Origin of the sequence: Nocardia rhamnosiphila NBRC 108938 (assembly GCF_000720425.1) — a bacterium.
Lineage (GTDB): Bacteria > Actinomycetota > Actinomycetes > Mycobacteriales > Mycobacteriaceae > Nocardia > Nocardia rhamnosiphila.
Genome location: NZ_JOAJ01000009.1, coordinates 80339 through 106254 on the forward strand (window position 1 = coordinate 80339; position 25916 = coordinate 106254).

Annotated in this window: 24 protein-coding genes and 1 tRNA gene; 8 read left to right on the forward strand and 17 right to left on the reverse strand. The window is 68.8% G+C overall.

All coding sequences use genetic code 11. The features are described 5' to 3' along the window. Window positions 1-69 precede the first annotated feature (69 nt). Window positions 70-660 carry a TetR/AcrR family transcriptional regulator gene (locus IG75_RS0127145; protein WP_030524178.1) on the forward strand — a complete coding sequence of 197 codons (591 nt, stop codon included), beginning with the start codon at window positions 70-72 and terminating at the stop codon, window positions 658-660. An 18-nt stretch (window positions 661-678) separates the two neighbouring features. Here IG75_RS0127145 and IG75_RS0127150 read toward each other — a convergent pair whose 3' ends face one another. The 3 genes from IG75_RS0127150 to IG75_RS0127160 all read right to left on the reverse strand — a co-directional run bounded on the left by IG75_RS0127150 (window position 679) and on the right by IG75_RS0127160 (window position 3484). Beyond that, entirely contained in the window at window positions 679-1065 is a 387-nt protein-coding gene (locus IG75_RS0127150; protein WP_030526029.1) for a DUF1304 domain-containing protein, read from the reverse strand. 11 nt (window positions 1066-1076) lie between these two features. After that, window positions 1077-2492, reverse strand: coding sequence for an MFS transporter (locus tag IG75_RS0127155; RefSeq protein ID WP_211145898.1), 1416 nt, complete (start codon window positions 2490-2492; stop codon window positions 1077-1079). A gap of 137 nt (window positions 2493-2629) precedes the next feature. Then, complete coding sequence (locus IG75_RS0127160; protein ID WP_030524180.1) at window positions 2630-3484, reverse strand: hypothetical protein; 855 nt, start codon at window positions 3482-3484, stop codon at window positions 2630-2632. Between the two features lie 191 nt (window positions 3485-3675). Here IG75_RS0127160 and IG75_RS0127165 point away from each other — a divergent pair, with 191 nt between their 5' ends. The 3 genes from IG75_RS0127165 to IG75_RS0127175 all read left to right on the forward strand — a co-directional run bounded on the left by IG75_RS0127165 (window position 3676) and on the right by IG75_RS0127175 (window position 6043). Then, a complete protein-coding gene (locus IG75_RS0127165; protein ID WP_030524181.1) occupies window positions 3676-5079 on the forward strand; it encodes an MFS transporter in 1404 nt (467 codons plus the stop codon). Between the two features lie 50 nt (window positions 5080-5129). Further along, a complete protein-coding gene (locus tag IG75_RS0127170; protein ID WP_030524182.1) occupies window positions 5130-5336 on the forward strand; it encodes a heavy-metal-associated domain-containing protein in 207 nt (68 codons plus the stop codon). 266 nt (window positions 5337-5602) lie between these two features. Then, complete coding sequence (locus IG75_RS0127175) at window positions 5603-6043, forward strand: VOC family protein (protein WP_030524183.1); 441 nt, start codon at window positions 5603-5605, stop codon at window positions 6041-6043. Between the two features lie 587 nt (window positions 6044-6630). Here the strand turns inward: IG75_RS0127175 and IG75_RS0127180 are convergent. Continuing rightward, the gene (locus IG75_RS0127180) at window positions 6631-7833 is read right to left on the reverse strand and encodes a helix-turn-helix domain-containing protein (RefSeq protein WP_030524184.1); all 1203 of its coding nucleotides are present in this window, start codon (window positions 7831-7833) and stop codon (window positions 6631-6633) included. 218 nt (window positions 7834-8051) lie between these two features. Here IG75_RS0127180 and IG75_RS38520 point away from each other — a divergent pair, with 218 nt between their 5' ends. Then, a complete protein-coding gene (locus IG75_RS38520; RefSeq protein ID WP_063045329.1) occupies window positions 8052-8372 on the forward strand; it encodes a hypothetical protein in 321 nt (106 codons plus the stop codon). A 591-nt stretch (window positions 8373-8963) separates the two neighbouring features. Here the strand turns inward: IG75_RS38520 and IG75_RS0127190 are convergent. From IG75_RS0127190 to topA, 4 genes are all read right to left on the reverse strand, one after another. Next, a tRNA-Thr gene (locus IG75_RS0127190) sits at window positions 8964-9039 on the reverse strand. Between the two features lie 57 nt (window positions 9040-9096). Continuing rightward, window positions 9097-10287, reverse strand: coding sequence for a DNA polymerase III subunit delta' (locus tag IG75_RS0127195; RefSeq protein ID WP_030524186.1), 1191 nt, complete (start codon window positions 10285-10287; stop codon window positions 9097-9099). 104 nt (window positions 10288-10391) lie between these two features. Then, the gene (locus IG75_RS0127200) at window positions 10392-10898 is read right to left on the reverse strand and encodes a DinB family protein (RefSeq protein ID WP_030524187.1); all 507 of its coding nucleotides are present in this window, start codon (window positions 10896-10898) and stop codon (window positions 10392-10394) included. A 70-nt stretch (window positions 10899-10968) separates the two neighbouring features. After that, window positions 10969-13884, reverse strand: coding sequence for a type I DNA topoisomerase (gene topA, locus IG75_RS0127205; RefSeq protein ID WP_030524188.1), 2916 nt, complete (start codon window positions 13882-13884; stop codon window positions 10969-10971). Window positions 13885-14795: 911 nt separating this feature from the next. Between topA and IG75_RS39335 the strand changes: the two genes are divergently transcribed. Then, on the forward strand, window positions 14796-15140 hold the full coding sequence (locus IG75_RS39335; protein ID WP_156059188.1) for a hypothetical protein: 345 nt from the start codon (window positions 14796-14798) through the stop codon (window positions 15138-15140). A 55-nt stretch (window positions 15141-15195) separates the two neighbouring features. On the opposite strand, the gene IG75_RS0127215 is transcribed toward IG75_RS39335, so the two are convergent. Next, window positions 15196-15402: a cold-shock protein gene (locus IG75_RS0127215; protein WP_011206895.1), complete on the reverse strand. Its 207-nt coding sequence runs from the start codon at window positions 15400-15402 to the stop codon at window positions 15196-15198. 432 nt (window positions 15403-15834) lie between these two features. Here IG75_RS0127215 and IG75_RS0127220 point away from each other — a divergent pair, with 432 nt between their 5' ends. Then, window positions 15835-18231, forward strand: a complete 2397-nt coding sequence (locus IG75_RS0127220) for a DEAD/DEAH box helicase (RefSeq protein ID WP_081877167.1) — start codon at window positions 15835-15837, stop codon at window positions 18229-18231. Between the two features lie 210 nt (window positions 18232-18441). Here the strand turns inward: IG75_RS0127220 and IG75_RS0127225 are convergent, their stop codons facing one another. From IG75_RS0127225 to ssd, 7 genes are all read right to left on the reverse strand, one after another. Further along, complete coding sequence (locus tag IG75_RS0127225; protein WP_081877168.1) at window positions 18442-18879, reverse strand: Rv3654c family TadE-like protein; 438 nt, start codon at window positions 18877-18879, stop codon at window positions 18442-18444. Window positions 18880-18893: 14 nt separating this feature from the next. Continuing rightward, on the reverse strand, window positions 18894-19208 hold the full coding sequence (locus IG75_RS0127230; RefSeq protein WP_036515332.1) for a TadE family type IV pilus minor pilin: 315 nt from the start codon (window positions 19206-19208) through the stop codon (window positions 18894-18896). Window positions 19209-19300: 92 nt separating this feature from the next. After that, window positions 19301-19537, reverse strand: coding sequence for a DUF4244 domain-containing protein (locus tag IG75_RS40650; protein ID WP_051715035.1), 237 nt, complete (start codon window positions 19535-19537; stop codon window positions 19301-19303). Window positions 19538-19618: 81 nt separating this feature from the next. Then, entirely contained in the window at window positions 19619-20215 is a 597-nt protein-coding gene (locus IG75_RS0127240; RefSeq protein WP_030524193.1) for a type II secretion system F family protein, read from the reverse strand. Window positions 20216-20320: 105 nt separating this feature from the next. Further along, the gene (locus IG75_RS0127250; protein ID WP_245713254.1) at window positions 20321-21130 is read right to left on the reverse strand and encodes a type II secretion system F family protein; all 810 of its coding nucleotides are present in this window, start codon (window positions 21128-21130) and stop codon (window positions 20321-20323) included. A gap of 11 nt (window positions 21131-21141) precedes the next feature. After that, window positions 21142-22341, reverse strand: a complete 1200-nt coding sequence (locus IG75_RS0127255) for a TadA family conjugal transfer-associated ATPase (protein WP_030524195.1) — start codon at window positions 22339-22341, stop codon at window positions 21142-21144. Then, the gene (ssd, locus tag IG75_RS0127260) at window positions 22338-23444 is read right to left on the reverse strand and encodes a septum site-determining protein Ssd (RefSeq protein ID WP_030524196.1); all 1107 of its coding nucleotides are present in this window, start codon (window positions 23442-23444) and stop codon (window positions 22338-22340) included. The genes IG75_RS0127255 and ssd overlap by 4 nt, the downstream gene beginning before the upstream one ends. Before the next feature lie 363 nt (window positions 23445-23807). Between ssd and IG75_RS0127265 the strand changes: the two genes are divergently transcribed. Then, window positions 23808-24641, forward strand: a complete 834-nt coding sequence (locus IG75_RS0127265; protein ID WP_030524197.1) for an HAD family hydrolase — start codon at window positions 23808-23810, stop codon at window positions 24639-24641. Window positions 24642-25097: 456 nt separating this feature from the next. Here IG75_RS0127265 and IG75_RS0127270 read toward each other — a convergent pair whose 3' ends face one another. Then, entirely contained in the window at window positions 25098-25844 is a 747-nt protein-coding gene (locus tag IG75_RS0127270; RefSeq protein ID WP_030524198.1) for a Fic family protein, read from the reverse strand. Window positions 25845-25916: the final 72 nt, after the last annotated feature.

Consider the following 25916-nt stretch of genomic DNA (forward strand, 5'->3'; position numbering starts at 1 on the left):
CATCGCTAAGTTCTAGAGCGACACTAACCTACCCTGGCTTCGTTGTCTAGCGATGCTAGAGTTTCGAGCATGAGTGTTCAGAAGAGACGGGAACGGGAGCGGGCGGAACGCCACCGGCTGATCATCGATACCGCACGCGAACTGGCGGAGACCGAGGGCTGGGACGCGGTGACCGTCCGCAAGCTGGCCGACCGGATCGAATACAGCCAACCCGTCCTCTACAGCCATTTCGCCGGCAAACGCGCCATCGTCACGGCCGTCGCCGAGGACGGCATCGCTGAACTGGCCGCGGCCCTGCACCACGCCCGGACCAGCGCCGAGTCGGAGGCCGACGCGCTGGCGGCCCTCGCCCGCGCCTACATCGAATTCGCCACCGAGCATCCCGCCGTCTACGACGCCATGTTCGCCATGTCCACCGATCTGAAGTTCGGCCCCGAGGCCACCCAGGTCCTACGCGACGCGTTCGCCGAACTGGTCGCCGCACTGGCCCCCTTCGCCGGCGACCACGACGTGGAAACCTTCACCGAAACCGGCTGGAGCGCACTGCACGGCCTGGCCACCCTCGAACGCGGCCAACGGTTGCGCCCGGGCCTGCGCGAAAACCGGCTGGAAATCCTCAGCCGGCTATTGGAGCAGGCCGGCTCCGCACAGCACGCGTAACCCGCCGGAACCGTCGGCTCAACCGAAGAGCGCCCAGATGACCCCGAGCGCAACGGTCACCAGCGGCGCCGCCCCCTGCTTGACCGCCGACGCACGCTTGTCCGGAGACGAGAGCAGCAGCACCAGCGCGGCACCCAGCATCGCCCCGGTACCGGCGAAGATCAACGCCACCCCGATACCTCGATCCCCGGCCGTCGCGACCACGATCCCCACCGCCGCGATGATTGCCAGGAACAGGTTGTAAAAGCCCTGATTGAAGGCCAGCTCCCGGGTCGCCGCCGCTTCCTCGGCACTGGTGCCGAACACACCCCGGGCGGCACCGGTCCACGCGAACGACTCCAAATACCAGATGTAGACATGAAGTAGCGCCGAAACCGCCGCGAACACTGCGATAGCGATGAGCACGAGCACCGACACTAGTCCACAAGCCGACCCGACCAGCGGTTATCGCCGCGGCGAGTGGGCCGGCAAATCGGCGGGGGGCCCCATTTCCGGGGGCCCCCCGCTTTTCCGGTTCGGGGGGGGTTTGGGGGCCCCTGCCGGTAGTAGCGGTCGTCCACGCGTACGGCGCCGGCGAGGCGCGCCGGGTCGATGGTGCCGATCGCATGCAGGTGGGTCAGTACCTCCGGGTCGCGACGTGGCCACATGCGCAGTGCCCCAACCAACCCCACCGTCCCGAGGACGGCGAGAACCCCCCAGGTCGTGGTGAAACCGGCAGCGGTGGTCAGCCACCCGGCGATGGGATAGGTGAGCAGCCACGCCATATGCGAGAGCGAGAACTGGGCCGCGAACAGCGCGGGACGGTCGGCCGGCCGGGAGGAGCGGCGCAGCACCTGTCCGGTGGGTGTCAGTATCGCCGCGGTGCCCGCACCGATGCCGGCCCATACCGCGATGGCGGCGGCCCCGCGCCAGTCACCGGAGCCGGCGAACGACAGGGCGATGGCCGCTCCGAGTGCGGCGAGCAGGCCGACCGCGCCGGTGAGCATGACCGGTCGGGCGCCGAGGCGATCGAGGACTCGGGGAAGCGACAGGGCGACGAGCATGGTCCCGAACCCGTTGGCGGCCAGTAACAGCGCGACGCCGGACTGGGTGCCACCGAGGACGTCGCGGACGTAGTTGACCGTGTTGACCATCACCACGGACCCGGCGGCCGCGACAACGAGATTCAGAGCGAGCAGGCCGCGTAGTCGCGGTGTGCCCGCGAAGATGCGCAGTCCGACCGTGATCCGTTCACGGAAGGAGCCCTCGGTCGCCGCGGTCATGTTCGGGATACGGGTGGTGAGCACCAACGCGGCCGAGACCGCGAAGCCCATCGCGGTCCCGATGAACAACCAGTGGAAGCTCATCACGGTCAGCGCGAGGGCGGCCAGCATCGGACTCAACAGGGTCTCCATGGTCGCGGCCAGCTGGGCCGCCGACAGGGCTCGGGTGTATTCGCGCTCATCGGGCAGGAGGTCGGGAATGACCGCCTGATAGGTCGGAGTGTAGGCGGCGGAAGCGGTTTGCAGTACGGCGATCAGCACATAGATCTGCCAGATCTGATCGATGAACGGCAATGCGAGCACGACGGCGGCGCGGATCAGATGTAGTGCCACCAGGAACAGTCGGCGAGGGAGACGGTCGGCATAGGCGCCCACGATCGGAGCGACCGTCACGTAGACCACCATCTTGATGGTCAGGGCGGCGCCGAGGACGGCGGCAGCGGCCGCCCCGGCGAGTTCGTAGGCGAGCAATCCCAGTGCGACGGTGGTCAATCCGGTGCCGAACAGGCCGGTCACCTGGGCGGTGAAAAGGCGCAGATAGTCGTGATTGCGGAACGGTGAGCGGGTCATGGGCGCGGAGCGCATCGCGAATACTTCCTCGGGCGAGTAGGGGGTGGGCCGCGGGTGGTTCGACAACAGCACTCACACATGTCGGACTCCTTCGTCGTCGGTGGGCGGGCGCACCGGGTGCCCGCCCACCGACGTGATCAGTGCGTCTCGGCGGGCAGGGTGAAGGCGGCGGTACGCACCACATCGCCGTGCCGGAAATCGAGGAACAGGCGGTAGGTGCCGGGTCCGGGTACGGCGGTATGGAAGGTGACGTCCGGGCCGGGCGCGGTCACCCCGTCGCCGGGTTCGCCGTTCGGATGCACGTGGATATAGGCGAGATCACCGGCGCGCAGGACAACCAGATGGCCGTAGGCGGCCAGGTAGGGCTGCAGATCGGTGACCGGCTCGCCGTCCTTGCGCACGGTGAGCGTGAGCAGGCGACCGTCGCCGGGCACGAGATCACCGTCGAGGCTCACCTCGTATCCGTCCACGACCGCGGTGCGCGCGGCCGCCGGTACCGGCCGCGGCGCGTACTGCCCCGCCACCGCCAGATCGGCACCGAGGGTGAGGGTCTTGCCGAGCGCGCGCGGGGCGATATCGGCGAACACGCGGTAGGCCCCCGCCTCCGGAAGGTTCAGCCGCACCGACCAGGTGCCGTCGGCGCCCAGCTCGGGATGAACGTGCCAGAACCCGGTCAGTTCGCGCCGCACCACGATGAGGTGCAGGTCGCGGTCGTGCAGAGCGGAGTAATCGGTGACCGGTTTCCCGTCCGGACCCAGCACGCGGAACAGGAAGTCGATCTCCCCCGCGCCGGTGATCGGCTCCGCCAACTCCAAGGTGTACCCGTCCTGGGTGATCTGCAGGCCGCCCGGTGCCGCGCCGCCGTGTGCGGCATGGTCCCCGTGCCCGGCGTGGGCGGCCGGCGCCGTGCGCCCGGCGTGGTGGCCGTGGTCGGCGTGACCGGTATGAGCGGCGTGCTCGCCATGGTGATGGGTGTGGGTCCGAGTGGTCATTGTCGCGGCCTTCCGATCGATGTGGTGACATCGGAAAGGTAATACCCACCGGGGGTATATGCAACCCCGCTCCGAGAACTTCATCGGGAACAGGACGAATGCAACCACAGGCCATGTTCCCTATTGACCAACCGATACCCTAGGGGGGTATGGTAGCTACCTCGCAAGGTTCCGGAAGGACGGAAAATGTCATGAGTACGCAGACGCGGACCGCCACGCGAAAGTGGTGGGCGCTGGCGGTCATCGCCGCCGCCCAGTTCATGGTCATCATGGACACATCGATCATCGGTATCGCCCTGCCGAAGATGCAGACCGATCTCGGGTTCTCCCAGGAAAACCTCACCTGGGTGTTCAACGCCTACGTCATCGCCTTCGGCGGGTTGCTGCTACTCGGCGGGCGATTGTCGGATCTGCTCGGTGCGCGGCGGGTATTCGCCGCCGGATGGACGGTCCTGCTCGCAGGATCGGTCATCGCGGGTGCGGCGGGCAATGTCGCGATCGAACTGGCAGGGCGCGCGATCCAGGGTGGCGGTGCCGCCCTGATCGCCCCCTCGGCGCTGACCTTGCTGATGATGCTGTTCGGCTCGGCACCCGGAGAATTGACCAAGGCGCTGGCCGTCTACGGCGCGGCAGCCCCGGCCGGTGGCACCGCCGGAGTCTTCCTCGGCGGCGTCATCACCGAATACATCAGCTGGCCCTGGGTCTTTTACATCAACATCCCGATCGCACTGCTGGCCCTGCTCGCGGTCCCCGCCCTCATGCCCGACGCGCCGGCCCGTTCCGGTTCCGTCGATCTGCTCGGCTCGGTGATGGTCACGGCCGGTCTCGCCGCGGCCGTCTACGGCATCGTCCGGGCGCCGGAGGTCGGCTGGATGTCGGGACAGACGTGGAGTGTCCTGGGTACCGCCGCCGCACTGCTCGCCGCCTTCGTCCTGATCCAGGCGCGACGCCGGGAACCGCTGATGCGCCTCGGCATCTTCGCCGCACCGAATATCGCCGCCGCGAATATCGCCCAGCTGTTGCTCGGCGCGGCCTGGGTGCCGATGTGGTTCTTCCTGAACCTGTACCTGCAGCAGGTACTCGGCTACAGCGCCTTCCCCGCCGGGTCGGCCCTGCTGCCGATGACCACCCTGATCATGCTCGGCATGATCGTGCTGGCGCCCCGCGCCATGCAGCGGTTCGGTGCCAAGCCGATGATCGTGGCCGGACTGACCGTGCTCGGGCTCGGTCTGGCGATCATGTCGCTGGTGCGTCCGACCGGGAACTTCTGGGTGGACGTCCTGCCGGCCTCACTGGTCGCGGCCGCCGGGATGTCGCTGGCCTTCGTACCGTCACTGGGCACCGCGATCTCCGCCGCGCGCCCAGAGGAGGGTGGCCTGGCCTCGGGCATCGTCAATGTGAGCTACCAGGTCGGCTCCGCATTGGGCCTGGCGGCCATGACCGCGGTCGCCGCCTCCTTCGGCGCCGACCGCAGCGACAGTCTGCCGGACCTCACCAACGGGTTCTCGGCGGCATTCATCGGCGCGGCCCTCATCGCCCTCATCGGCGCCGCCGTCACGGCGGCGACCATGCGCCGCACCGAACCCACGTCGTAGCCGGTCGGCACGACCGTCGAATTCCATCGAACAAGAAGGGAAACAGCGAGATGAACACGACAACGCTCGAGGTCACCGGAATGACCTGCGGCTGCTGCGCCGGCAAGGTACGCGATAAGGTCGGCCGGATCGCGGGCGTCCGGACAGTCGACGTCGATGTGGCGGGAGGTCTGATCACCGTCACCGCCACGGAGCCGATCGGCCGAGAGGCAGTCGCCACCGCGGTTCATGAGGCAGGTTTCCGCCTCGCCGAGTGAACACGAACAACAGCCCGGTGCCCTCCGCCCGACACGGACGGGTGGCACCGGGCTGTTCGATGCCACCGGCACACAGACGGAGCATCCACATCCGCCGGCCACCACGAGATGGGCACGTATCGTTGCGCGTCACCACTGCCACCGCGCCCACGACGAGCGCTCCCATATTGCCGAAGCGACGAGGCCGAGGATGTCGATAATGACTTGTCGGCTCCGTCCCAGGGGCAGATGCGGGCGCCGCCGCACTACACCAATGGAGGCCTGACATGGCGATTCAACGTATGGACAACGTCCTGATCGTGGTCGAGGACCTGGACGCGGTCATCGCGTTCTTCGTCGAACTCGGTATGGAACTGGAGGGCAAGGGCCCACTCGAGTGGCGTGGGGCGGAACGCGTCATCGGACTCGACGACGTCCGGCAGGACGTCGCCATGCTGCGGATCCCGGACGGCCCCGGCCGAATCGAGCTGGCGAAGTTCCACAAGCCGAAGGCCATCACCCCCGAACCGAAAGACGCGCCGGCGAACACGCTGGGTATCCGTCGCGTCATGTTCGCCGTCGACGATATCGACGACGTTATCGCCCGTCTGCGCAACCGCGGCGCCGAACTCGTCGGCGAGGTCGTGCAATACGAGAACATCTACCGGCTCTGCTACGTCCGTGGCCCCGAAAACATCATCGTAGGATTGGCCGAACAGCTCGGCTGACAATTGCCGCGGGGACAGCGTTCACCGGGTCAGACCCGTCGAGCGCCTGCGAAACCTTCACAAAGGGGCCGGGTCGTTGGCGGGATCGGGGAGGTCGTTGTGACGAACCGTGACAAGACGGCCGCTGTGACACCTCGCTGGAAGCGTCGCGATAGGCGGAAATCAGCTGGTTAGAGCCGGTTTCCGAGTGGAGCCGCCTAGGAGAATCGAACTCCTGACCTTTCATTACGAGTGAGCGCCGAAATGTGCTCATCTGTCCGGCGGTTCAGGTCAGAGGCGTTTCTATGTCCAACACGAACCATTCCGTCCACTGTGTTTCTGCCCGTCTCGGCACACTGTCGGCACGCTGAAAACCGGACGGGGCCAGTGGAAACAGCACGACCGCCGCAGCCCCACCGCAAAGCGGTGACGAGTTCACGTTTGAGTCCGCCGCGGGTGTTGCGACGACCTCTTGAATCCAAGTATCCGCCGGTCCTTCACCCATGCCAGGCCGTGACACACCATGCCTTGCGTTGCCGTATCGCGTCATGCCTCGACCATCGATTTTACGCACTACCAACGGGTTCCGGGCGATTACCGGCCCAGGCTCACGGCACCACGCCGACCCGCTGCGCCAGCCGTCCCAGTTCCCCGGTGGTGAGGTCACGCTGCGCCTGCCGCAGCATCGAGCCCACCAGCTCACGAACCGGAGCCATCCCGCGCACATGCTGGGGCGCGGCGTGCTCTCCGCGCAGCAGTGCGTGCAGCGCCGCCCGGTGGTCACGCTTCATCGCGTGCGCGCGGCCCAGCTCGACGAAGAACTGAGCGTGCCGTATCCCGCTGGGCAGGTCGGCCGGGTTCAGCGTCTCGGCGTAGCGCAGCGCTTCCCCGGGCTCCCGTCGTTCCAAAGCCGAACTCATCCGCCACAGCGCGACATTGGCCGCGCCGAAGGTCCGGTTGCGCGCGGTGCTGCGCCCGCCCGGCGCATCGGGGAGCCGCGCCGCCATCTCGGCCGCCTCCCCCAGGTGGGGTGCCGGATCGCCTCCGGCCAGCGTCTCGGTGAATCCGGCCTGTAGGCGCACCATGCCGACCGTTTCCAGTTCACCGAGTGTGCGAACCTGCGGTGCCAACCTGTCGGCTGTGCCGATCGCGGTGGTCAACGAGGCGGTGAGCGCGCCGGGGCGCGCGGCGAGGATCTGGGACCGCAGGAACGCCGCTGCCGCGACCGGGGCGAGTGAGTCGGCACGCTCGGCCGCCCGCTCGGACTCCTGCGCGGCTGTCCAGGCGAGCGCGTCGTGCCCGCGCTGGCGCAGAGCGGAGGCCACACCGTAGGCGGCGGTGGCCAGCAGGTCCCATGCGGCCGGGTCTCCGTCATCGGTCAGACGGTAGGCGTCGGTCAGCAGGTCCGGCAGCAGTGGGCCGAGGGCTGCGTAATCCCCGGCATGGCGCAGCCGGGAAGCGTGCTCCACGGCGGCGGCCAGCTCGTCCAGAGCGCGCGGCGGGCGGGTGTCGGTGACATTGCCCTGGGTCCACAGCGCGGTTTCGATGGCGGGCACTGCGCGGTGGAATGCACTGGTAGAAGGGTCTATCCGGTCATCGCTGCCGGTGAGGTCCCCGAGTGTGCAGCCGAGCGCACCGGCCAGCGCGAGCAGGGTGCGGCGGGAATCTACCGGCCGTAGCCCGGTCTCGTACTTGGCGATCACCGACCGGCTCAGCCCGGATCGATCGGCCAGCACTTGCTGAGAGATACCGCGCCGCGCCCGGACCTGACGCACCCGCTGCCCGATGAAGGTATCCGGTTCGTCGGTCATGCCGCGCACCTGCGCTTTCCCTGTCGAGTACCCACGCCTTACGTGCATTGTCCCTCAAGTCTCGGGCGACGGCGTGGCGACCGAGCGCGGCCCCAGATGTTCCCTCCAGGAACAATTTCCGCTCTCCCCGGTGTGACGCTCTGCACAGCCCCGCCGCCGAATGGTCGAGCCCTCGGCGGCGGGTGCACACCAGCCGGGGATACGACAGGGGAACCACGATGCAGAGCGAGACACCGAAAGCGATCGGCCTGATACGCAGGAACGCGCACGGCAACGGCGTGGATATCCACCAGATAGCGCAGCGCTACGGCTACCGCCTGGTGCACACCGTCTATCTCGACTGCGGACCGCTGGCGACCGCGCTCATCCTGACCGGCGCCCTGCTCGAGCACAGCGCCACGGCCGTGATCGTGCCGTCGTTCGAGCACGCTGATCCGGTGCGGAACATGATCACCGAACGGGCAGCGCTGGCGACCCCGATGCAGGTGTACCCGCGCGGGTACCGGTGGCCGGTCGTCGATATGGACCGGCGCTGGTGACCGCGCTCGGGTTCGTCGTCGTGATCGGCCTGCCGCTGGGCGTACTGCTGTGGGCAGTGTTCTGGCCGCAGCCCGGCCGGTCCAGAAACGAGACAGAGACGGAGGAGAACTTGCCAAGTCCCGCCGCTCGCGCCGTGACCTCCCCGCCGCCCGCCGAGTTGGCCGAAGCGCTCCGGGCGCTCAAGACAGTGCAGCGGGAGGAGTGCCTGGCGCTCGGCGTCCCGTGGTCCGACGATCGGCTCATCACAGTGGACGAGGCGGGTACGCCGCTCCGGCCGGAGCGGTACTCGGATGAGTTCCAGAAGATCGCGAAGGGCGCCGGGCTGCGGCGTATCCAGCTGAAGGGGCTGCGGGACACCTCGGTCTCGCTCATGCTCACGCTGGGCATTCCGGTCCACATCGTCGCCGCCTGGCACGGACACGACCCATCGATGTCCCTGTCGGTCTACTCCGAGACGCACGCCGAGGACTCGAAGGCGGCGGGGCAGCGCGCTTCAGCTGAATCCGGGGGCTTCCCCTGTGCCTTGACACACTCTTGGCACACTGAGACTTTGAAGGCCCTCCCCGGCGAATCGGAAAGGGCCTCTGACCTGGAGCCGCCTAGGAGAATCGAACTCCTGACCTTTTCATTACGAGTGAAGCGCTCTACCGACTGAGCTAAGGCGGCGTGCCTTTCGGCGTGGCGAGTCTATCGTCTCCTACCTGGGAACGCGAAAACGGCTGGTCAGGAGGTTTGGGCGATGAGGGTGGCGGCCATGGCGGCCACCGCGAAACGGGGCTTGACGTTCCGGTCGAGAGCCTCGCGGCAGGCGAGCACGGCGTCGATGGAGCGCAGCAGGCCTTCGGGGCGGACGCGCTGGGCCAGCTCGTGGGCGCGGTCGGCCATATCGGGGTGGGTCATGGTGATACCGGTGGGGTCGCCGAAGGCGATGGCGAGGGCATCGCGGTAGAGGCCGGCGATATCGAGGAGGGCACGGTCGAGGGCGTCACGGCCGGTGCGGGTGGCGCGGGATTTCTGGCGGCGCTCGAGGTCCTTGAGGACACCGGCCGATCCGCGAGTGGCGCTCGCGGCGCCTTTACCGGTGCCACCGGCGCCGAGGGCGGTGGCGAGTTCGTCGCGTTCGCGTTCGTCACGTTCGGCGCTGAGCTGCTTCGCCTCGTCTTCGGCGGCCTTCACCAGTTCGTCGGCGGCGAGGTAGGCGGTGCCGCGGGCCACCGCGGTTACGACGTCCAGGGCGCGACGGCGGCGGGCGCGGGCCTCGTCGTCGGTGGCGAGGCGGCGGGCGCGGCCGATATGACCGCCGCTCACGGCAGCCGCCCAGTCGGCGGTTTCCGGATCGAGGCCGTCGTGTTCGCGCAGGACCTGGGCTATCGCCGGAGCAGAGGGGGTGATCAGGTGGACGTGCCGGCAGCGGGAGCGCAGGGTGACGGAGATGTCCTCCGGATCCACCGAGGGTGCGCACAACAGGAATACAGTGCGCTCGGGTGGTTCTTCCACCACCTTGAGCAGTACGTTGCCCGCGGCTTCGGTGAGCCGGTCGGCGTCCTCGATCACCACCACCTGCCAGCGGCCGGTACTGGGGCGCCGGGCCGCGATCTGCACGATCCCGCGCATCTCCTTGGTGGAGATACTCAGGCCCTCGGGGACCACCCTCCGGACATCGCCGTGCGTGCCGGCCATGGTGGTGGTGCAGGCGTGGCATCGGCCGCACCCGGGCTGTTCGGGATCGGTGCACTGCAGCGCGGCCGCGAAGCACAGCGCGGCGACCTCGCGACCGGACCCGGGCGGACCCGTGAACAGCCACGAGTGCGTCATGGCGCCCTCGGCCACACCGGATCGGCCCGCGACCGCGGCGGCGGTCAGATCGGCGATCACCGAATCCTGACCCACGAGACGCTCGAAGACACCCACCACGCTCACACCCTAATACGCTCGACCGGCCACGACCGGCCCCCGGGGCACACCAGTACAGGTGCTCCCACCGTCCTGCTCTCGGCTGCCGGAATTCCCCCGCCGGACTACCCGGCGCGCTGCGCGGTGGTGTTCGCCCCATCCAATTGTTCGCGGATGATATCGGCGTGCCCGCTGTGGTGGGCGATCTCACGGAGGATGTGCAGGATCAGGAACCGCGCGGACCACCACACCCGGCCGGGTACCCACGGGTTGGTGGGCGTGGGAATCGACGCGTCCAGATCGTCCACGGCGCGGACGATCTCGGCGGTGTTCGCGGCGACGCGCTCCCATTCGGCGAGCAGACCGGCGACCGTCTCGCCGTCGCCGATGACGTATTCGCCCTCGTAGTCCTCGAGCTTCGTTTCGGCGTTCTCGTCCCGCTCGACCAGCACCTTCGTCCAATCCCGCTCACAGCGGACGATGTGGTGCAGCAGGCCGCCGAGGGTCAGTTCGCTGGCGGTGGTCCGCTGCCGCGCCTGCTCGTCGTCGATACCCCGCAGCGTTATCCGGAACATCTCACGCTGTTCGTCGAGCAGTTGGACGAGATCCTCGCGTTCCCGGCTACCGGGCATCGGCGCTCCTTGTCTTCGGACGGTATTTCGCGCGCGACGTTACTGCGACGGTCCGACAGACAACCGCCGTCTAGTCTTCGCTCTGGGAAGACGACCGGCCCGCGGACTGCTTCGCCGGGGCCTTCTTCGCGGGAGCCTTCTTGGCCGCCGTCTTCTTCGCGGCCGCTTTCGCGGTGGTCGTTTTCTTCGCCGCGGTGGTGGTCTTCTTGGCGACGGCCTTCTTGGCCGGGGCCTTCTTGGCGGTCTTCTTGGCCGCCTTCTTCACCGGACCGCGTGCCCGCCGGTCGGCCAGCAGTTCGGAAGCGCGTTCGTCGGTGATCGACTCGACTTCGTCGCCCTTGCGCAGGCTGGCGTTGGTCTCACCGTCGGTCACATAGGGCCCGAAACGCCCGTCCTTGATGACCATCGGCTTCCCGGTGGCGGAATCGTTGCCGAGTTCCCGGAGCGGCGCGGCTGCCGCGGCCTGTCTACCTCTGCGTTTGGGTTCGGCATAGAGTTTGAGGGCCTCGTCGAGGGTCACATTGAAGATCTGGTCCTCGGTGGCCAGGGACCGTGAATCGGTGCCCTTCTTCAGATACGGCCCGTACCGGCCGTTCTGCGCGGTGATCTCCTCGCCGGAGGCCGGGTCGTTGCCGACCACGCGCGGCAGCGACAGCAGTTTCAACGCGTCCTCGAGCGTGACCGTGGCCGGGTCCATCGATTTGAACAGCGACCCGGTGCGCGGTTTCGGCGCGTTCTTCTTCGCGGTCTTCTTGGCCGTCTGGTCGTCGTCGGTCTCCGGCAGGATCTCGGTGACGTACGGACCGAAACGTCCTTCCTTGACCACGATTTCGTGCCCGTTGCCCGGGTCGTTGCCCAGGGTGCGGCCCTCCTGCGGAGTGGAGAAGAGTTTCTCCGCCACCTCCGGGGTGAGCTCGTCGGGCGGCAGGTCATCGGGGAGATTGGCGCGCTGGGAGGTCGGCTCGGCATCCGGTTTGTCGGGATCGGCGACCATCCGTTCCAGGTACGGCCCGTACCGGCCGACCCGCACCACCACATCGCGACCCGCGTCGTCGCTGAAGAGTTTGATGGAGTTGATCAGGCGGGCATCGATATCGTCGAGCCGCTCCCCGACCATCCGCTTCAGACCGCCGGACCGCGCGACCGAGCCCTCGGCGCCGTCGTCACCCCCGAAGTAGAAGCTGGACAACCAGTTTCCGCGCTGCGCCCGGCCGCCGGCGATGGCGTCCAGATCGTCTTCCATGGCGGCGGTGAAATCGAAATCGACCAGGCGGCCGAAGTACTGTTCCAGCAGCCCGGTCACCGAGAAGGCCACCCAGGACGGCACCAGCGCGCTACCGCGTTTGTAGACGTAGCCGCGATCCAGGATGGTTTTGATGATCGACGAATAAGTGGACGGCCGCCCGATGCCGAGTTCCTCCAGCGATTTGATCAGCGAGGCCTCGGTGTAGCGGGCAGGCGGGTTGGTGCTGTGCCCGTCGGGGTTCAACTCGACGGCGGTGACGCCCTCGCCCTCCGCGAGCTGCGGCAACCGGGTCTCGGCGTCGTCGGACTGACCGCCGGCCTCCTCGTCGACACTTTCCACATAGGCCTTCAGGAAGCCCGGGAAGGTGATGGTGCGACCCGAGGCGGAGAACACGCATTCCTCGCCGGTGCCGGCGGTGCCGGTGATCCGCAGGGTGAGGGTGGTGCCCCGGGCGTCGGCCATCTGCGAGGCGACGGTCCGCTGCCAGATCAGCTCGTAGAGCCGGAACTCGTCGTTGTCCAGCCGCGCGTGCAGCTGGCCCGGGGTGGCGAAGGTGTCGCCCGCGGGACGGATGGCCTCGTGCGCTTCCTGCGCGTTCTTCACCTTCCGGGTGTACTGCCGGGCGGTGGGATGCACGAATTCGGCACCGTAGAGCTGGGTGGCCTGGGTGCGCGCGGCATTGATCGCCGACTCCGACAGCGTGGTCGAGTCGGTACGCATATAAGTGATGTAGCCGTTCTCGTACAACCGCTGCGCGGTGCGCATGGTGCGTTCCGAGGTGAACCGCAGCTTGCGACCGGCCTCCTGCTGCAGCGTGGAGGTCATGAACGGCGCATACGGTTTGCGGGTGTAGGGCTTGGACTCGGCGGAGGTCACCACCAGGTCGGCGCCGTGCAGGGCCTCGGCCAGGCGGCGGGCCCGGGCCTCGTCCAGCACCAGCGCCCGCGAATCGGCCTTGAGCCGGCCGTCGGACCCGAAATCGCGGCCGGTGGCGACCCGCGAGCCGTCCACGTCGACGAGGCGGGCGGAGAAGACCCGCGGATTGGCGGAGTCGGCTTCGCCGCCGGCATCCAGTCTCGCGGCGATATCCCAGTACTCCGCCGACCGGAACGCCATCCGTTCCCGCTCGCGCTGCACGATCACCCGGGTCGCCACGGACTGCACCCGGCCCGCCGACAACCGCGGCATGACCTTCTTCCACAGCACCGGACTGACCTCGTAGCCGTACAGCCGGTCCAGGATGCGCCGGGTTTCCTGTGCGTCGACCAGGTCGTTGTCCAGATCGCGGGTGTCGGCGGCGGCCGCGCGGATCGCCGGCTCGGTGATCTCGTGGAAGACCATCCGCCGGACCGGCACCTTCGGCTTCAGCGTCTCCAGCAGATGCCAGGCGATGGCCTCGCCCTCGCGGTCGGGGTCGGTGGCCAGATACAACTCGTCGGCGTCGGCCAGCAGACCCTTGAGTTCGGTGACCTTGCCCTTCTTCTCCGGGCTGACGACATAGATGGGTTCGAAGTCGTTGTTGACGTCCACCCCGAGCCGCGCCCAGTCCTGGCCCTTGTACTTGGCCGGGACATCGGCCGCACCGCGCGGCAGATCCCGGATATGGCCGACCGATGCCTCGACCGTATAGTCCCGCCCCAGGTAGGGCGCGATTTTGCGGGCCTTCGTCGGGGATTCGACGATGACGAGACGACGCACGGGACGACCCGCCTCGGCTGCGTTTCGGTCTCGTGTTGCCACCGGCGAATCCCTTTCCTTCTCGACCCGCTGAACACTGCTCGGTACGCAGGACGCGGTTGATTGAGCAGATGGTGACGCCTTACATCACCACCAGTCACGTTTATACCTCGACGCCGCGCGTGGTCGAACGGTTGCGACCATCGGGCGATGGCGCGTCGATGCCGTTCAGTATGCAGGGCCGCGCCGACAGTCGGCACGCACGGTGCGTCACGAATCCACGCAGCATCGACTTGACCGGTGTGCGCGAAGGCCGATCCGTCTCCGGCCCGCGCGTGGCGCGGAGCACGTTCGACGGATGCGAGTGGCGAGCGACGGGAGTGCCCCGCCTCAGCGCGGCACGCCACCCTCCGGCCCCGGTCGGCGCCACACTACCCGCCGAGCACACGGCAGGTGCCGGCTCCGGAAAAAGCGCATCCGCAATAGATACAGAGCTTCCTGGAAAGGAAGCCGTATGGGCATCGCCGCGCGCGAAGAGCACGGGTTCAGCGAACGCACCGTCACAAGGACGTCTCCCCGGCTCGGCTGCGCTGATATGCCGAACGCGCATGGCGGACGGGCCGCCGGGCAATTGACGTACCGGCGCGGCGTCCACGCGGAAGCCGCCTGGACGCACGAACGAAGCGTTTCCCCGGGGGCGGTTCGAGTGCACGACGGGAGCCGATGCCCACGAGCGCACGGCCGGGGCGGGCACTCCGGTGCGCCGCGACCACAGGCTCCGAGCCGATGCGCGGCTATGCCGGGAGGGCACGACCGGATCGGGTGCCCGACCGCGCCCAGCGGGCGTAGTCGGCCCGGATACCCGGGCGGGTCGAGAGGGCTCGGCCGGCACGGATGCCCGGTCGAGCCCGGAGCACGTGGCCCGAGCCGATGCCCGAGTATGCCCAGTACGCTCGGCCGGAGCGGAGGCCCGAGTGCGCAAGAAGCGCGTGGCCGGGCCGGGCGCCGGGGTACGCAAAGAGCACACGACCGGAGCAGGCGCCCCGGTACGCAAAAAGCGCACGACCGGAGCAGGCATCGCGGTATGCAGAAAGCGCATGGCCGGGCCGTATGCCTGGGTACGCAAGGCATGCACAGCCCGAGCGAACGTGGCGGTTCGCAAAGAGCGCATGACCGGAGCGAATGCGGCGGTTCGCAAAGAGCGCATGACCGGAGCGAATGCGGCGGTACGCAAAGAGCGCATGACCGGAGCGGACGCGGCGGTACGCAAAGAGCGCATGGCCGGAGCGGACGCGGAGGTACGCATACTCCACATATAGTTCGTCCCTCGCTCCCGTTACGGGAGGCGAGGGACGGACTGGGAGGTGGACTCGCTCAGCTGAGCGCGCGAACTCCGGTGGCCTGGGGGCCCTTGGTGCCCTGGCCAACCTCGAACTCGACCTTCTGATTTTCTTCGAGGGTACGGAAACCCGAACCCTGGATCTCGGAATAGTGGACGAAGACGTCCGCAGAGCCGTCTTCGGGCGCGATGAAGCCGAAGCCCTTCTCCGCGTTGAACCACTTCACAGTTCCCTGTGCCATTCTGTTCCTTCTCTTTTCTTACTCGGAACGGCGGACAACTGGGTTTCGTCCACCGGGCCTGTTGCGGTCGGCGCTACTCTGGACTCCTATGGGGGCCAACGTATGCCGTTCGCAACATCGATCCTGCCAGGGTTAGGACTTTGCATCCGTCCCTCGAACACAGAAGCTTGCGACCGAGAACCAGTGAACCATGTCTTTGGGAAATTCAACAGCGGAGTTACCGACAATTTGCAAAAAAAATGATCTCGCGAATGCGGAGGTAAGGGTTAGTCCGTCCGAATCTGAACTTCCGGTATGTTTGCCTTCCGATAACCAGCGCCCGGACCGCGTACCCGGTTGTGACCCAGATCGCTATTGGGTATCGAACCCGCAGGTGACACGAGGCGGACGGCGGTGTTTCACATTGTTCGAAGACCCGGAAGGCGCCCAGGCATGACCCGAGAGATCCGGCCCGATCAGTCCTATGGGCGATCGTTGCTGAATCGTGTCCTCGATGGCGTTCCGGCCACTGATTCGCGTCTGACCCATATCGCCGAGGTACCCGGCCGGGCCGCCGTACCGGCCGATTGGCCCGCCTGGTCGGCGCCGGAAGTCGTGAACGCACTGCGTGCGGAAGGTATCGAAGCGCCGTGGCGCCACCAGGCGGCCACTGCCGACCATGCCGCCCGTGGACAGCACGTGGTTTTGGCGACCGGGACGGCGTCCGGAAAATCGCTCGGCTACCAGCTCCCCGTCCTCACCACATTGCACGAGGACCAGCGGGCGACCGCGCTCTACCTCGCCCCGACCAAGGCATTGGGCGCCGATCAGCTTCGAATGGTCGGTGAACTCACCCGGCACGGATCCCTGCGCCGGATTCCCGTCGCCGCCTACGACGGCGACACCCCCACCGAGATCCGGCAGTGGGTGCGCGCCGAGGCCCGCTGGCTGTTCACCAACCCGGACATGCTGCACCTGAGCCTGCTGCGCTCGCATCGCAGCTGGTCACGCTTCTTCCGGCGACTCCGCTACGTAGTCGTCGACGAATGCCACGCCTACCGGGGACTGTTCGGCTCCCATGTGGCGCTGGTCCTGCGCCGCCTGCGCCGGGTGGCGGCCCACTACGGCGCCGATCCGGTCTTCGTCCTCTGTTCCGCCACGGCCGCCGATCCGGCCGCGGCAGCGTCCAGGCTGGTCGGCGCCGACTGCGTGGCGGTGACCGAGGACGGGTCGCCACGCGGGCCACGCACCGTCGCGTTCTGGGAACCGCCGCTGCTCACCGCGGTGACCGGGGAGAACGGTGCGCCCGTCCGGCTCGGTGCCACCACGGAGGCGGCACGTATCACCGCCGACCTGGTCGTGGAGGGAGCGCGGACGCTGACCTTCGCGCAGTCGCGCCGGGCGGCCGAGCTGATCGCCGTCCACACCCGGCAGCGCCTCACCGAAATCGACCCCGACCTGGCCGAACGCGTCGCCGCCTACCGCGGTGGATACCTGCCCGAGGATCGGCGAGCCCTGGAAGCCGGGCTTTCGAACGGGTCCCTGCTGGCCGTGGCGACAACGAATGCCCTGGAACTCGGGGTGGACATCGCCGGCCTGGACGCCGTGGTGCTGGCCGGCTTCCCCGGCACGGTCGCCTCGTTCCGCCAGCAGATCGGCCGGGCCGGCCGCCGGACACAGGGTGCGCTGGCCCTGCTCGTGGCCCGTGACGACCCCCTGGACACCTATCTCGTGCACCATCCCGAAGCCCTGCTGGACCGCCCGGTGGAAGCGAGCATCATCGATCCCTCGAACCCGTATGTTCTCGGTCCGCAACTGCTGTGCGCGGCCATGGAACTGCCCATCGCCGACGCGGAGGCCCGAGCGTTCGGCGCCCCCGGAGTACTTACGGAATTAGCAGGTCAGGGGCTCGTCCGGCGCCGAGAAGCCGAGGGCGGCAGCCGCTGGTTCTATACGGGCGCCGAACCACCGCACGACGCGGTCGACGTCCGCGGCGGCATCGGTACCCCGGTCGCGATCGTGGTGGCCGAGACGGGACGCCTCCTCGGCACGGCGGACGCCGGAAGGGCCCCGGCCACCCTGCACGAAGGCGCCGTCCACTTGCACCAAGGCGAGAGTTATGTGGTCGAGGAGCTGGACCTCGACGGCGGTGTCGCCCTGGTCCGCGCCGATACCCCGGGCTGGACCACCAGCGCCCGCCGGATCACCTCCCTCACTCTGGACACGGTGCGCGAGAGCACGATCTTCGGCGAGGTCACCGCGGCTTTCGCGGACGTGACCGTACGCAGCCAGGTGGTGGGCTACCTGCGCACACTGGTCACCGGAGAGGTCCTCGACCTGGTCGAACTCGACCTGCCCGAGCAGACCCTGCCCACCACCGCCGTGCTCTACACCGTGACGCCGGAACTGCTGGACCGAGCCGGGATCGACGCCGCCGCGGTACCGGGCGCGCTGCATGCCGCCGAACACGCGGCGATCGGCCTGTTGCCGCTGGTGGCGACCTGCGACCGATGGGATATCGGCGGGGTTTCCACAGCTCGGCACGCCGATACGGGCCTGCCCACCGTTTTCGTGTACGACGGTCAGCCCGGCGGGGCGGGGTTCGCCGAGCGCGGCTACACGATGCTGCGGCGCTGGCTCGCCGCCACCCTCGCGGCTGTCGAGGCGTGCTCGTGCCGTAGCGGGTGCCCATCCTGCGTGCAGTCGCCCAAGTGCGGAAACGGCAACGATCCCCTCGACAAAGCCGGGGCGATCCGGTTGTTGACCGCGATTCTCGCCGAGCCGACGGGTCGGGAGCGTCGATGCACCACAGCTATGGGGCAACTCGATGGTCACGGCGTTGCCGGGTAACCCAGGGCGGCCACAGTACGCCGACCGGGCCGTCGAATTAAGAGGATAAGCATCATATTAACTGTATTGTTGCTAAAGGACCGGTCGGTAGCTACAGAGGCCTCTTTCGTATCAATTCCGGAACAAATGATGAATGCGAGTAACGGACCATTAATTGCTGTCGCTAAGTGATTACCGTATTCGTCGTTAACAAAATTCGGTATAGGCCGATCACGTCGCTTCTCCGACCGGCCCGGCTCGCGCAATCGCTCGTATACTCCGTGTCCCGAACGGACCCAACGGTACTTTTTCTTCGACCGTGATCACGACATCCCAGCCGTCTATCTCGCACCGTGCGAGATGAGCCGCCACGCGCCGGCCGAGTGATTCTGCCGCCGCGCATCCGGCTTCCGCACCGTTCCACAGTTCCCCCGCGGCGGCCAGGGCGGCGAGGTCCGCCGCGGCCTGCGCCCGGTGCCGCGCCACGACCACCCCGCCGAACTGGACGACGAGCACGGTCACCACGATCAAGCCCGCCAGCGCCAGACATGCCGTGACCGTCGCCGAGCCCTCCTCTCCTACCGGGTGCCGTGTCCGATACCCGATCGAACCGGGAGGCCGAATCACCCGGACGGCACGCACGCACCGCGCACCCCGAGCCGGCGGCATTCGGCCTCGCCGGCTCACGGGCCCGGATCCGGCTCGGTCGCGGCCACCGACTCCGCGCGCAGCCGGAGAACGGGTAACAGTGGAGTATCGGAGGCTACGACGGCGATCACCCGACCGCCTTCGTAGCGCACCGAGATCTCCGCCCCCTCGGGTGCCACCCGGCGGGCGGCGACCTCCGCGGCACCGCGATCGCCACGGGCCGCCAGCCGGGCCGCCTCACGCGCGGCATCCACACACCGCACCTGGGTCACCGCCGCGAGTACCGCTCCCACACACAAGGCAGCGGTAGCGGCGATCGCGGCGAGCGCGATCGCCGCTTCGACGGTCACCGACCCGGTCTCGCCGGTGACCGGGCGCCGGAACGCACCGACGGCCCCCTTGCCGTCGACGGCGACGGCGCTCGGTGCGCCGATCGGATACCTCAGACGCTCGTGTTCAGCGCCTTCTCGATGATCCCGGTCAGCGCGTCGGGGATGCTCTCGCCGGTCACCACGGTGTACAACACCGCGCCGAAAGCGGCCGCGGCTATGGTCCCGATCGCGTACTCGACTGTGCTCATCCCTTCCTCCTCCGACACCACGCGCACCAGCCGGGCCTTCGCCCTTCGCCATGCTCCCCCCACGAGATCCCGCGCGTTCCATATCGTCGTTCGGCTCATAAGCACCCCGACCCCCTCTCTCCTCGGCTCGCACAGCCGTTCCGTACGAGCACATCTCGATACCCGCCGCCGACCGCGGAGTCACAGCAGGCCCCCGCCGAGCACCCCACCCGCCAAGCCGATGATCACCGGCACAATGCCGAGGCAGATGAACGCCGGTAGGAAGCACAGGCCCAAGGGTCCGCCGATCAGGACGCCGGCCCGTTCGGCCCGCGCGGTAGCCGCTTCCTCCACCTGGGTGCGGCGCTCCTCGGCGAGTTCGCCGATGGCCGCGGCCAGTGACGAACCCGAGCGGGCCGAACGCCGCGCCAGCCGGGCGAGCGCGTCGAATTCGGGAGCGCTCGGGCCGCCGGACTCGGTGGGAGCCCACGCCACGGCCGGGTCGGCACCGAGGGCGAGCAGATCGGCCACCCGTTGCAGCCGATCCGACAGCGAATCGGCCGCGGCCGGCGCGACCGCACGCAGCGCGGCGGCGGCCGGCAAACCGGCCCGTAGACAGGCGGCGAGCAGATCGAACAGCGTCGCGATCGCGACCGGGTCGGCGGCCGCGACGGGTTTCCGGGACCGCACCCGCCGGAGAGCCGTGCCGGGGCTCAACCGGGCGACCGCCGGAGCCGGGGCCGGTACCAGCAGTATTGCTGCCGACAGCAGGATGAACGGCCAGCCGTGGATCGCCATCGCTTTTCCTTTCGGTGTCGTTCGATGAGGCCGACCGGGCGGACATCGATCCGGCGCAGACCGCGTCCGGCTTCGGTCGGATGGAGTCGGCGGGCAGGTCCGGGTTCACCGCGGGGCCACCCTCCGGGTGATCTCGTCCGCCCAGAGCAACCCGGCACAGGCCAGGCCGGCGCCGAGCGGCAGGAGAAAGCGGCCCGCCGGGGAGACGAACAGCACTTGGAGCGGATGGGCACCCATCAACTGCCCCAGACCGATACCCACCACCGGTAGCACCGCCAGAATCGCCGCGGTGGCGCGAGCACCGGCGAGCGATGCGTCGGTCCGGGTCCGGAATCTCATCCGGGCGGCAAGGTCGGCGCGGGCCGCCGCCAGGAGCTCGGCGAGAGCCAGACCGTGCCGCTCGGCGACCTGCCAGGCATCGGCCACCCGGCCCAGTTCGGCGGCGATCACCGAGTCGGGACGGAGCAATCCCGCCGCGCCGGATCCGCCCAGCCTGCTGCGCGCCGAACCGACCGCGAAGGCCGCCGCCGCGATACCGCTGCTCTCCCGGGCGGCGACCGCGGCCGCGGCACTCGGATGTGCCCCCACCCGCAGTTCGGAGACCACGGCCTCGAGCCCGTCGAGAAGGTGTCCACATTCGGTGCGGTGCAGAAGTGCCCGGCGGGAGCGGCGCAGCCGCACCGCGACAGTCCCCGTGACGAGCAGCGCGGCCAGCAGGCTGCCGCTCCCCAGCGCGAACGCCAGCGCACATCCGGTACCGCCCGCCCCGAACATCACCCACCGCAGCGGAAACACGCGCACCCTGCGGACTTCGAACACGCTGCCGAATCGCCGCCTGCCGGCAGGCCCCGGAGTGAGCAACAGCGCCAGAGCGGTGCAACCCAGGGCCGCCGCGACCGGGCCGACCGCTGTCACGACCGGGAACATCACCCGGTCCGTTCCGCGAGCACCGCCTGCAGTACCCCGGCGGCGGGTGCCGGACCGGCCGCGCGCCATGCCGGGCGGATCTCCACCCAGCCGGCGTTGTCCCGCTGCACCACACCGATTTCCGCGAGGTACCGGAACCCGTCGGCACGCCGCCGGACGTGCAGCACCACCTGCACGGCAGCGGCCAATTGACTGTGTAGCGCCGACCGGTCCATTCCGCCCAGCCCGGCCAGCGCCTCGAGCCGCGCGGTCACCTCTCGGATCGAGTTGGCGTGGATCGTTCCCGCGCCGCCGTCGTGTCCGGTGTTCAATGCGGTGAGCAGGTCGACGACCTCCGCACCGCGCACTTCACCGACCACTATGCGATCGGGACGCATGCGCAATGCCTGCCGGACCAGATCACGCAACGTGATCTCTCCCGCCCCTTCGATATTGGGCGGCCGGGCCACCAGCCGGATCACATGCGGATGCGGCGGTGCGAGTTCGGCCGCGTCCTCCACACAGATGATGCGCTCCCCCTGGCCCACTTCGGCGAGCAGCGCCGAGAGCAAGGTGGTCTTCCCCGCGCCGGTGCCCCCCACCACGAGGAAGGCCAGACGAGCGCGAACGATCTGTTGCAGTGGGACTTTCGCGCCGGGCGGTACCGCGCCGGATCGGGAGAGCGCGTCCAGTCCCTGGGTCGCCGGACGCAGGATCCGGAGCGACAGGCAGGTGCCACCGCGGGCGGTGGGGGCGAGCACGGCGTGCAGCCGGACACCGAAGCTCTGCCCCAGCACCAGTTCCCGGCCGGACAATTGCCCGTCGACCCAGGGCTGGGCATCGTCGAGGCGACGGCCCGCCGAGAGGGCCAGGCGCTGCGCCAGCCGTCGGACGGCGGCTTCGTCGGGGAAGGTCGTCGATGTCCGTTCGACCCCGCGGCCCCGATCGATCCACACCGCGTCCGGAGCGGTGACCAGCACATCGGCGACCGCGGGATCGTGCAGGAGGGGTTCGAGGACGCCTGCTCCGGTGAGTTCGGTCTGCAGCAACCGCAGGGCGCGCAGCAGATCGGTATCCCCCAGCATGCCCCCGGCTTCGGCACGGATGGCCGCCGCGACCCGTGCGGGTTCGGGTTCCGCGCGGTCTCCGGCCAGCCGTTCCCGAACCCGTTCCAGCAGTTCGGTCGTCACCACCCCCGGGTGTTCGGCGCCGGTGCTCATCCGGCCCGCCGCGGGTCGGGTGGGCTCAGCACCGCCAGTACCGCATCACAGGCGTCCCGCAGGGGCCCGCGCCGTAGCCGCAGACCCCGGCGTTCGAGCCGCGCGGCCAGGCCCGGTTGCGCCCGGACCGCCGCCAGCAGCGGCAATTCCAGCACGGCGGCGATATCGTGGCCGCGCAGGTTGCCCGGCGCCGGACCGCGCACCACCAGGCCGCGGTTGGGGTTGCGCTGCGCGATCCATTCCGCCGCCGCACCGGCTGCCGCCACCGCGCGCAGCTGCGCGGGCACGACGAGCACCACGAGATCGGCGGCATCGAGTATCCGGTCGGTATGCGGCCCGCGCTCGCTGGAGATATCGCACACCACGAGATCGCCCGCGCCCCGCGCGGCGTCGACGACCGCGTGCACGGCGGCCGCGCCGATGGGGCCGGTCCGGCCCCGGCCCCGGCCGCTGGACAGCACCGACAGGCCGCCGCCCGCGGCCGGGAGCGCATTGTGCAGTTCCGCGGCGGCGACCCGGCCGTCGTCCACGACCAGATCCGGCCAGCGCAGGCCCGGCGCGCCCTCGATACCGAGCAGCAGATCGAGGCCGCCGCCGCGGGGCACGCCGTCGACCAGCACCGTATGCGGCCGGAACCCGGCGGCAGCCGAGCGCAGCGCGGTCGCGGCGGCGAGGACGGACGCTCCGGCGCCGCCGCCCGCACCGGCCAGCGCGATCACCACTCCGCCGTCGGTGCGCTGTTCGCCGTACTCGGCGAATTTTTCGATGAGCTCGACCGCGGCGGCCGGGAGCGCGATCACCCGTTCGGCGCCGATCACCGCGGCCGCCTGCCACTCGGCCAGTCCGGGTTCGCCGTCGGTGACGGTGACCACGCCGCTGCGCCGCGGGGGTGCCGTACTCGCGGACACCACGGCGGCCTCGGTGTCGAGCACCACGAGTGGTGCCGCCGACCAGGGATGCCTGCCGGCCGGCGCCTCGGCTTCATCGATTCGCCGGCCGGCCGCGGCCGCGACCCGGCGAACTTCCTCGCGTAACCGGTCGTCCCGGATGAGCACCAGCACCGCGGGTGGCTCCCCGGCGGTGCGCGTCGCGTCGTGATCCATGGACCCAGCCTCGCCCGAGCGGACCTGCTGGAACCGGTGGCTGCGGCGATTGTGGACAACTCGCGGGCTGTGGAGAACTTTTCGAGGCCGGCGACCGTCCCCTGGATAGAGGACGGCCCCAGCCGGGGGGGGAGGAGGCTGGGGCCGTCGGGGTTCAGCCCCGGGGGGTCGGGCTGAACACGCCTGGAACATGTCCAGGTGCCAGCAATACTACACCCAAGAACGGGCCGGAACGCAAGCCCGACGACAAAGAAGTTCCACAGGTCACCTTCACTCCCCTCCTAATGGGAAAAGCACTGGTCAGCACGCTTACGGGCGCATAGCGGGCACGACACGCGACGCGCTGATGCCTATCCTGGAGCGGTGACGGGCTCCGGTAAAACGACACCATCTCCCGGCGATCGGCACCACGAGAACGGCCGCATCGCCGCCTTCTTCGATCTGGACAAGACGGTGATAGCCAGATCGAGCACTTATGTGTTCAGCAAACCGTTCTTCGATCAGGGCCTGATCAATCGACGGGCCGTCTTGGAGAGCAGTTACGCCCACTTCATGTTCCTGCTCTCCGGCGCCGACCACGATCAGATGGAGCGGATGCGGGCGCACCTCACCGATATGGTCGCCGGCTGGGATGTCGCCCAGATCCGGTCGATCGTGGCGGAAACCCTGCACGAGCTGGTGGACCCGCTGATCTATGCGGAGGCCGTCGACCTCATCGCCGACCACCGCATTCGCGGACACGATGTGGTGATCGTCTCCGCCTCGGGCGAGGAAGTGGTGGCTCCGATCGCCGAAGCGCTGGGCGCCACCCATACCGCCGCGACCCGGATGGAGGTCGTGGACGGCAAGTACACCGGTGCGGTCGATTTCTACTGTTACGGCGAAGGAAAGGTCACCGCGATCGAAAAGCTCGCCGCGACAGAGGGTTACGACCTCGCGCGCTGCTACGCCTATTCCGATTCGATCACCGATTTGCCGATGCTGACGGCGGTCGGCCATCCCACCGCGGTCAATCCCGACCGCGGTCTGCGCCGCGAGGCAACGAATCGGGGCTGGCCCGTACTCGGCTTCTCCAACCCGGTCTCACTGTGGTCACGCTTTCAGGCGCCGTCGAAAACCGTGGCCACGGGACTTGCCGTCGCGGTCAGCGCACTTGTCGCGGGAGCAGTGACCTACCGACTGCTGCGACGACGATGAACACCCTTACGACCTGGGCTTATAGCATAAGACTCCGACCGATGTGCCCGATTTCCATTTGTTCCACGAAGTTGCGTCAGCCCTTGATGTGAGTGCAGTCACAGTGTAAAAATGGAGGCACGGAAGGAAGGAAGGCCAAGGCGGAGCCGGAAGAGAAGGCTCAGTCTCCCGACCCACCCTTCCCAGCACGGACACCCGGTACCCACGCGGAGCTCGCCGCGACAAGGGCAGAAGCGTTGTGGGCCTGCGAAATCCGGTCCGTTGCCGGCGATGGCCTCGCATAGCTGCGGGGATGAGCTGCTGCGGAGCCCGGAGGAACGCCGAGGCCGGAGAACACAACCCAAACCAGCACGCATGGTAACCAGGTAGTCCGTGCTCGCGGGCGGTGAGGTCTCACGACCACGCCGCCCGCTTTGACGTTCGAGGGAGATCTACCCGCGGGCGGATGCGCCCTGATCAGCCGGCAGCGGCGTCCGCAATCGATGTCGCTTCGCGTGCGCCGTCCTCGAGCGCGCCGCAGCAGAACAGCACCCAGCCGCCGACAGCCTCTGCGGTCCCCGACCCGAACCCGGCCGCCGCATCCAGATAGGCCTGCCGCCGGCGCAGCCAGAAGACCTCGGGCACGCCGAGCGAGCGAGGGTCTAGCCCACTTGCCACCGTCACCAGCCGGGAGGCGGCCCGTGCGACCAGTCCGTCGGCCGAACCGAACGGTTTCAGGGTCAGCAGCTCACCGTGCACCACGGCCGCGGTGACCGGTGCGGGCGCGGAGGTGGTGAGCAGCGTCTGCGCCAGCACATCCAGGCGTTCCGCGACGCCGCCGTCGGCGCGCGGACGACCCAATTCGTCCTCCTCGGCGACCAGGTCGGCGGCCGCCAGCAGGTGTAGCCGGGCCAGTGCCTGCAGCGGCGCACGTTCCCAGATACCGACCAGGTTGCGCAGCGCGTCGCCGTCGAGTGCCTGTCCCACCCGCAGCGCACCGGCCAGGATCGGGTCGCTGATCGCGCCGTCGGCCGGCAATTCCGTTCTGCCACCCGCCAGCGCCGCCGACGAGCGGGCGGCACGCACGGAGGCCTCCGCGGCAGTGGTGGCCCAGCCGCGGCGGTTCGCCCGGTGCCGGTGGACCTCGGCCAGCGCGTCGCGGGCCTTGTCGGCGGCGACCCGGACCCCGGGCAGTTCGATGAGCGGCGCGAGCGGATCGGTCACGGATCAGCACGCTACCGCCGCCGGATCCCGGCTCGGGCGTCGGCCCCGCAGGCGAGAACCGCCCCGCCGCCG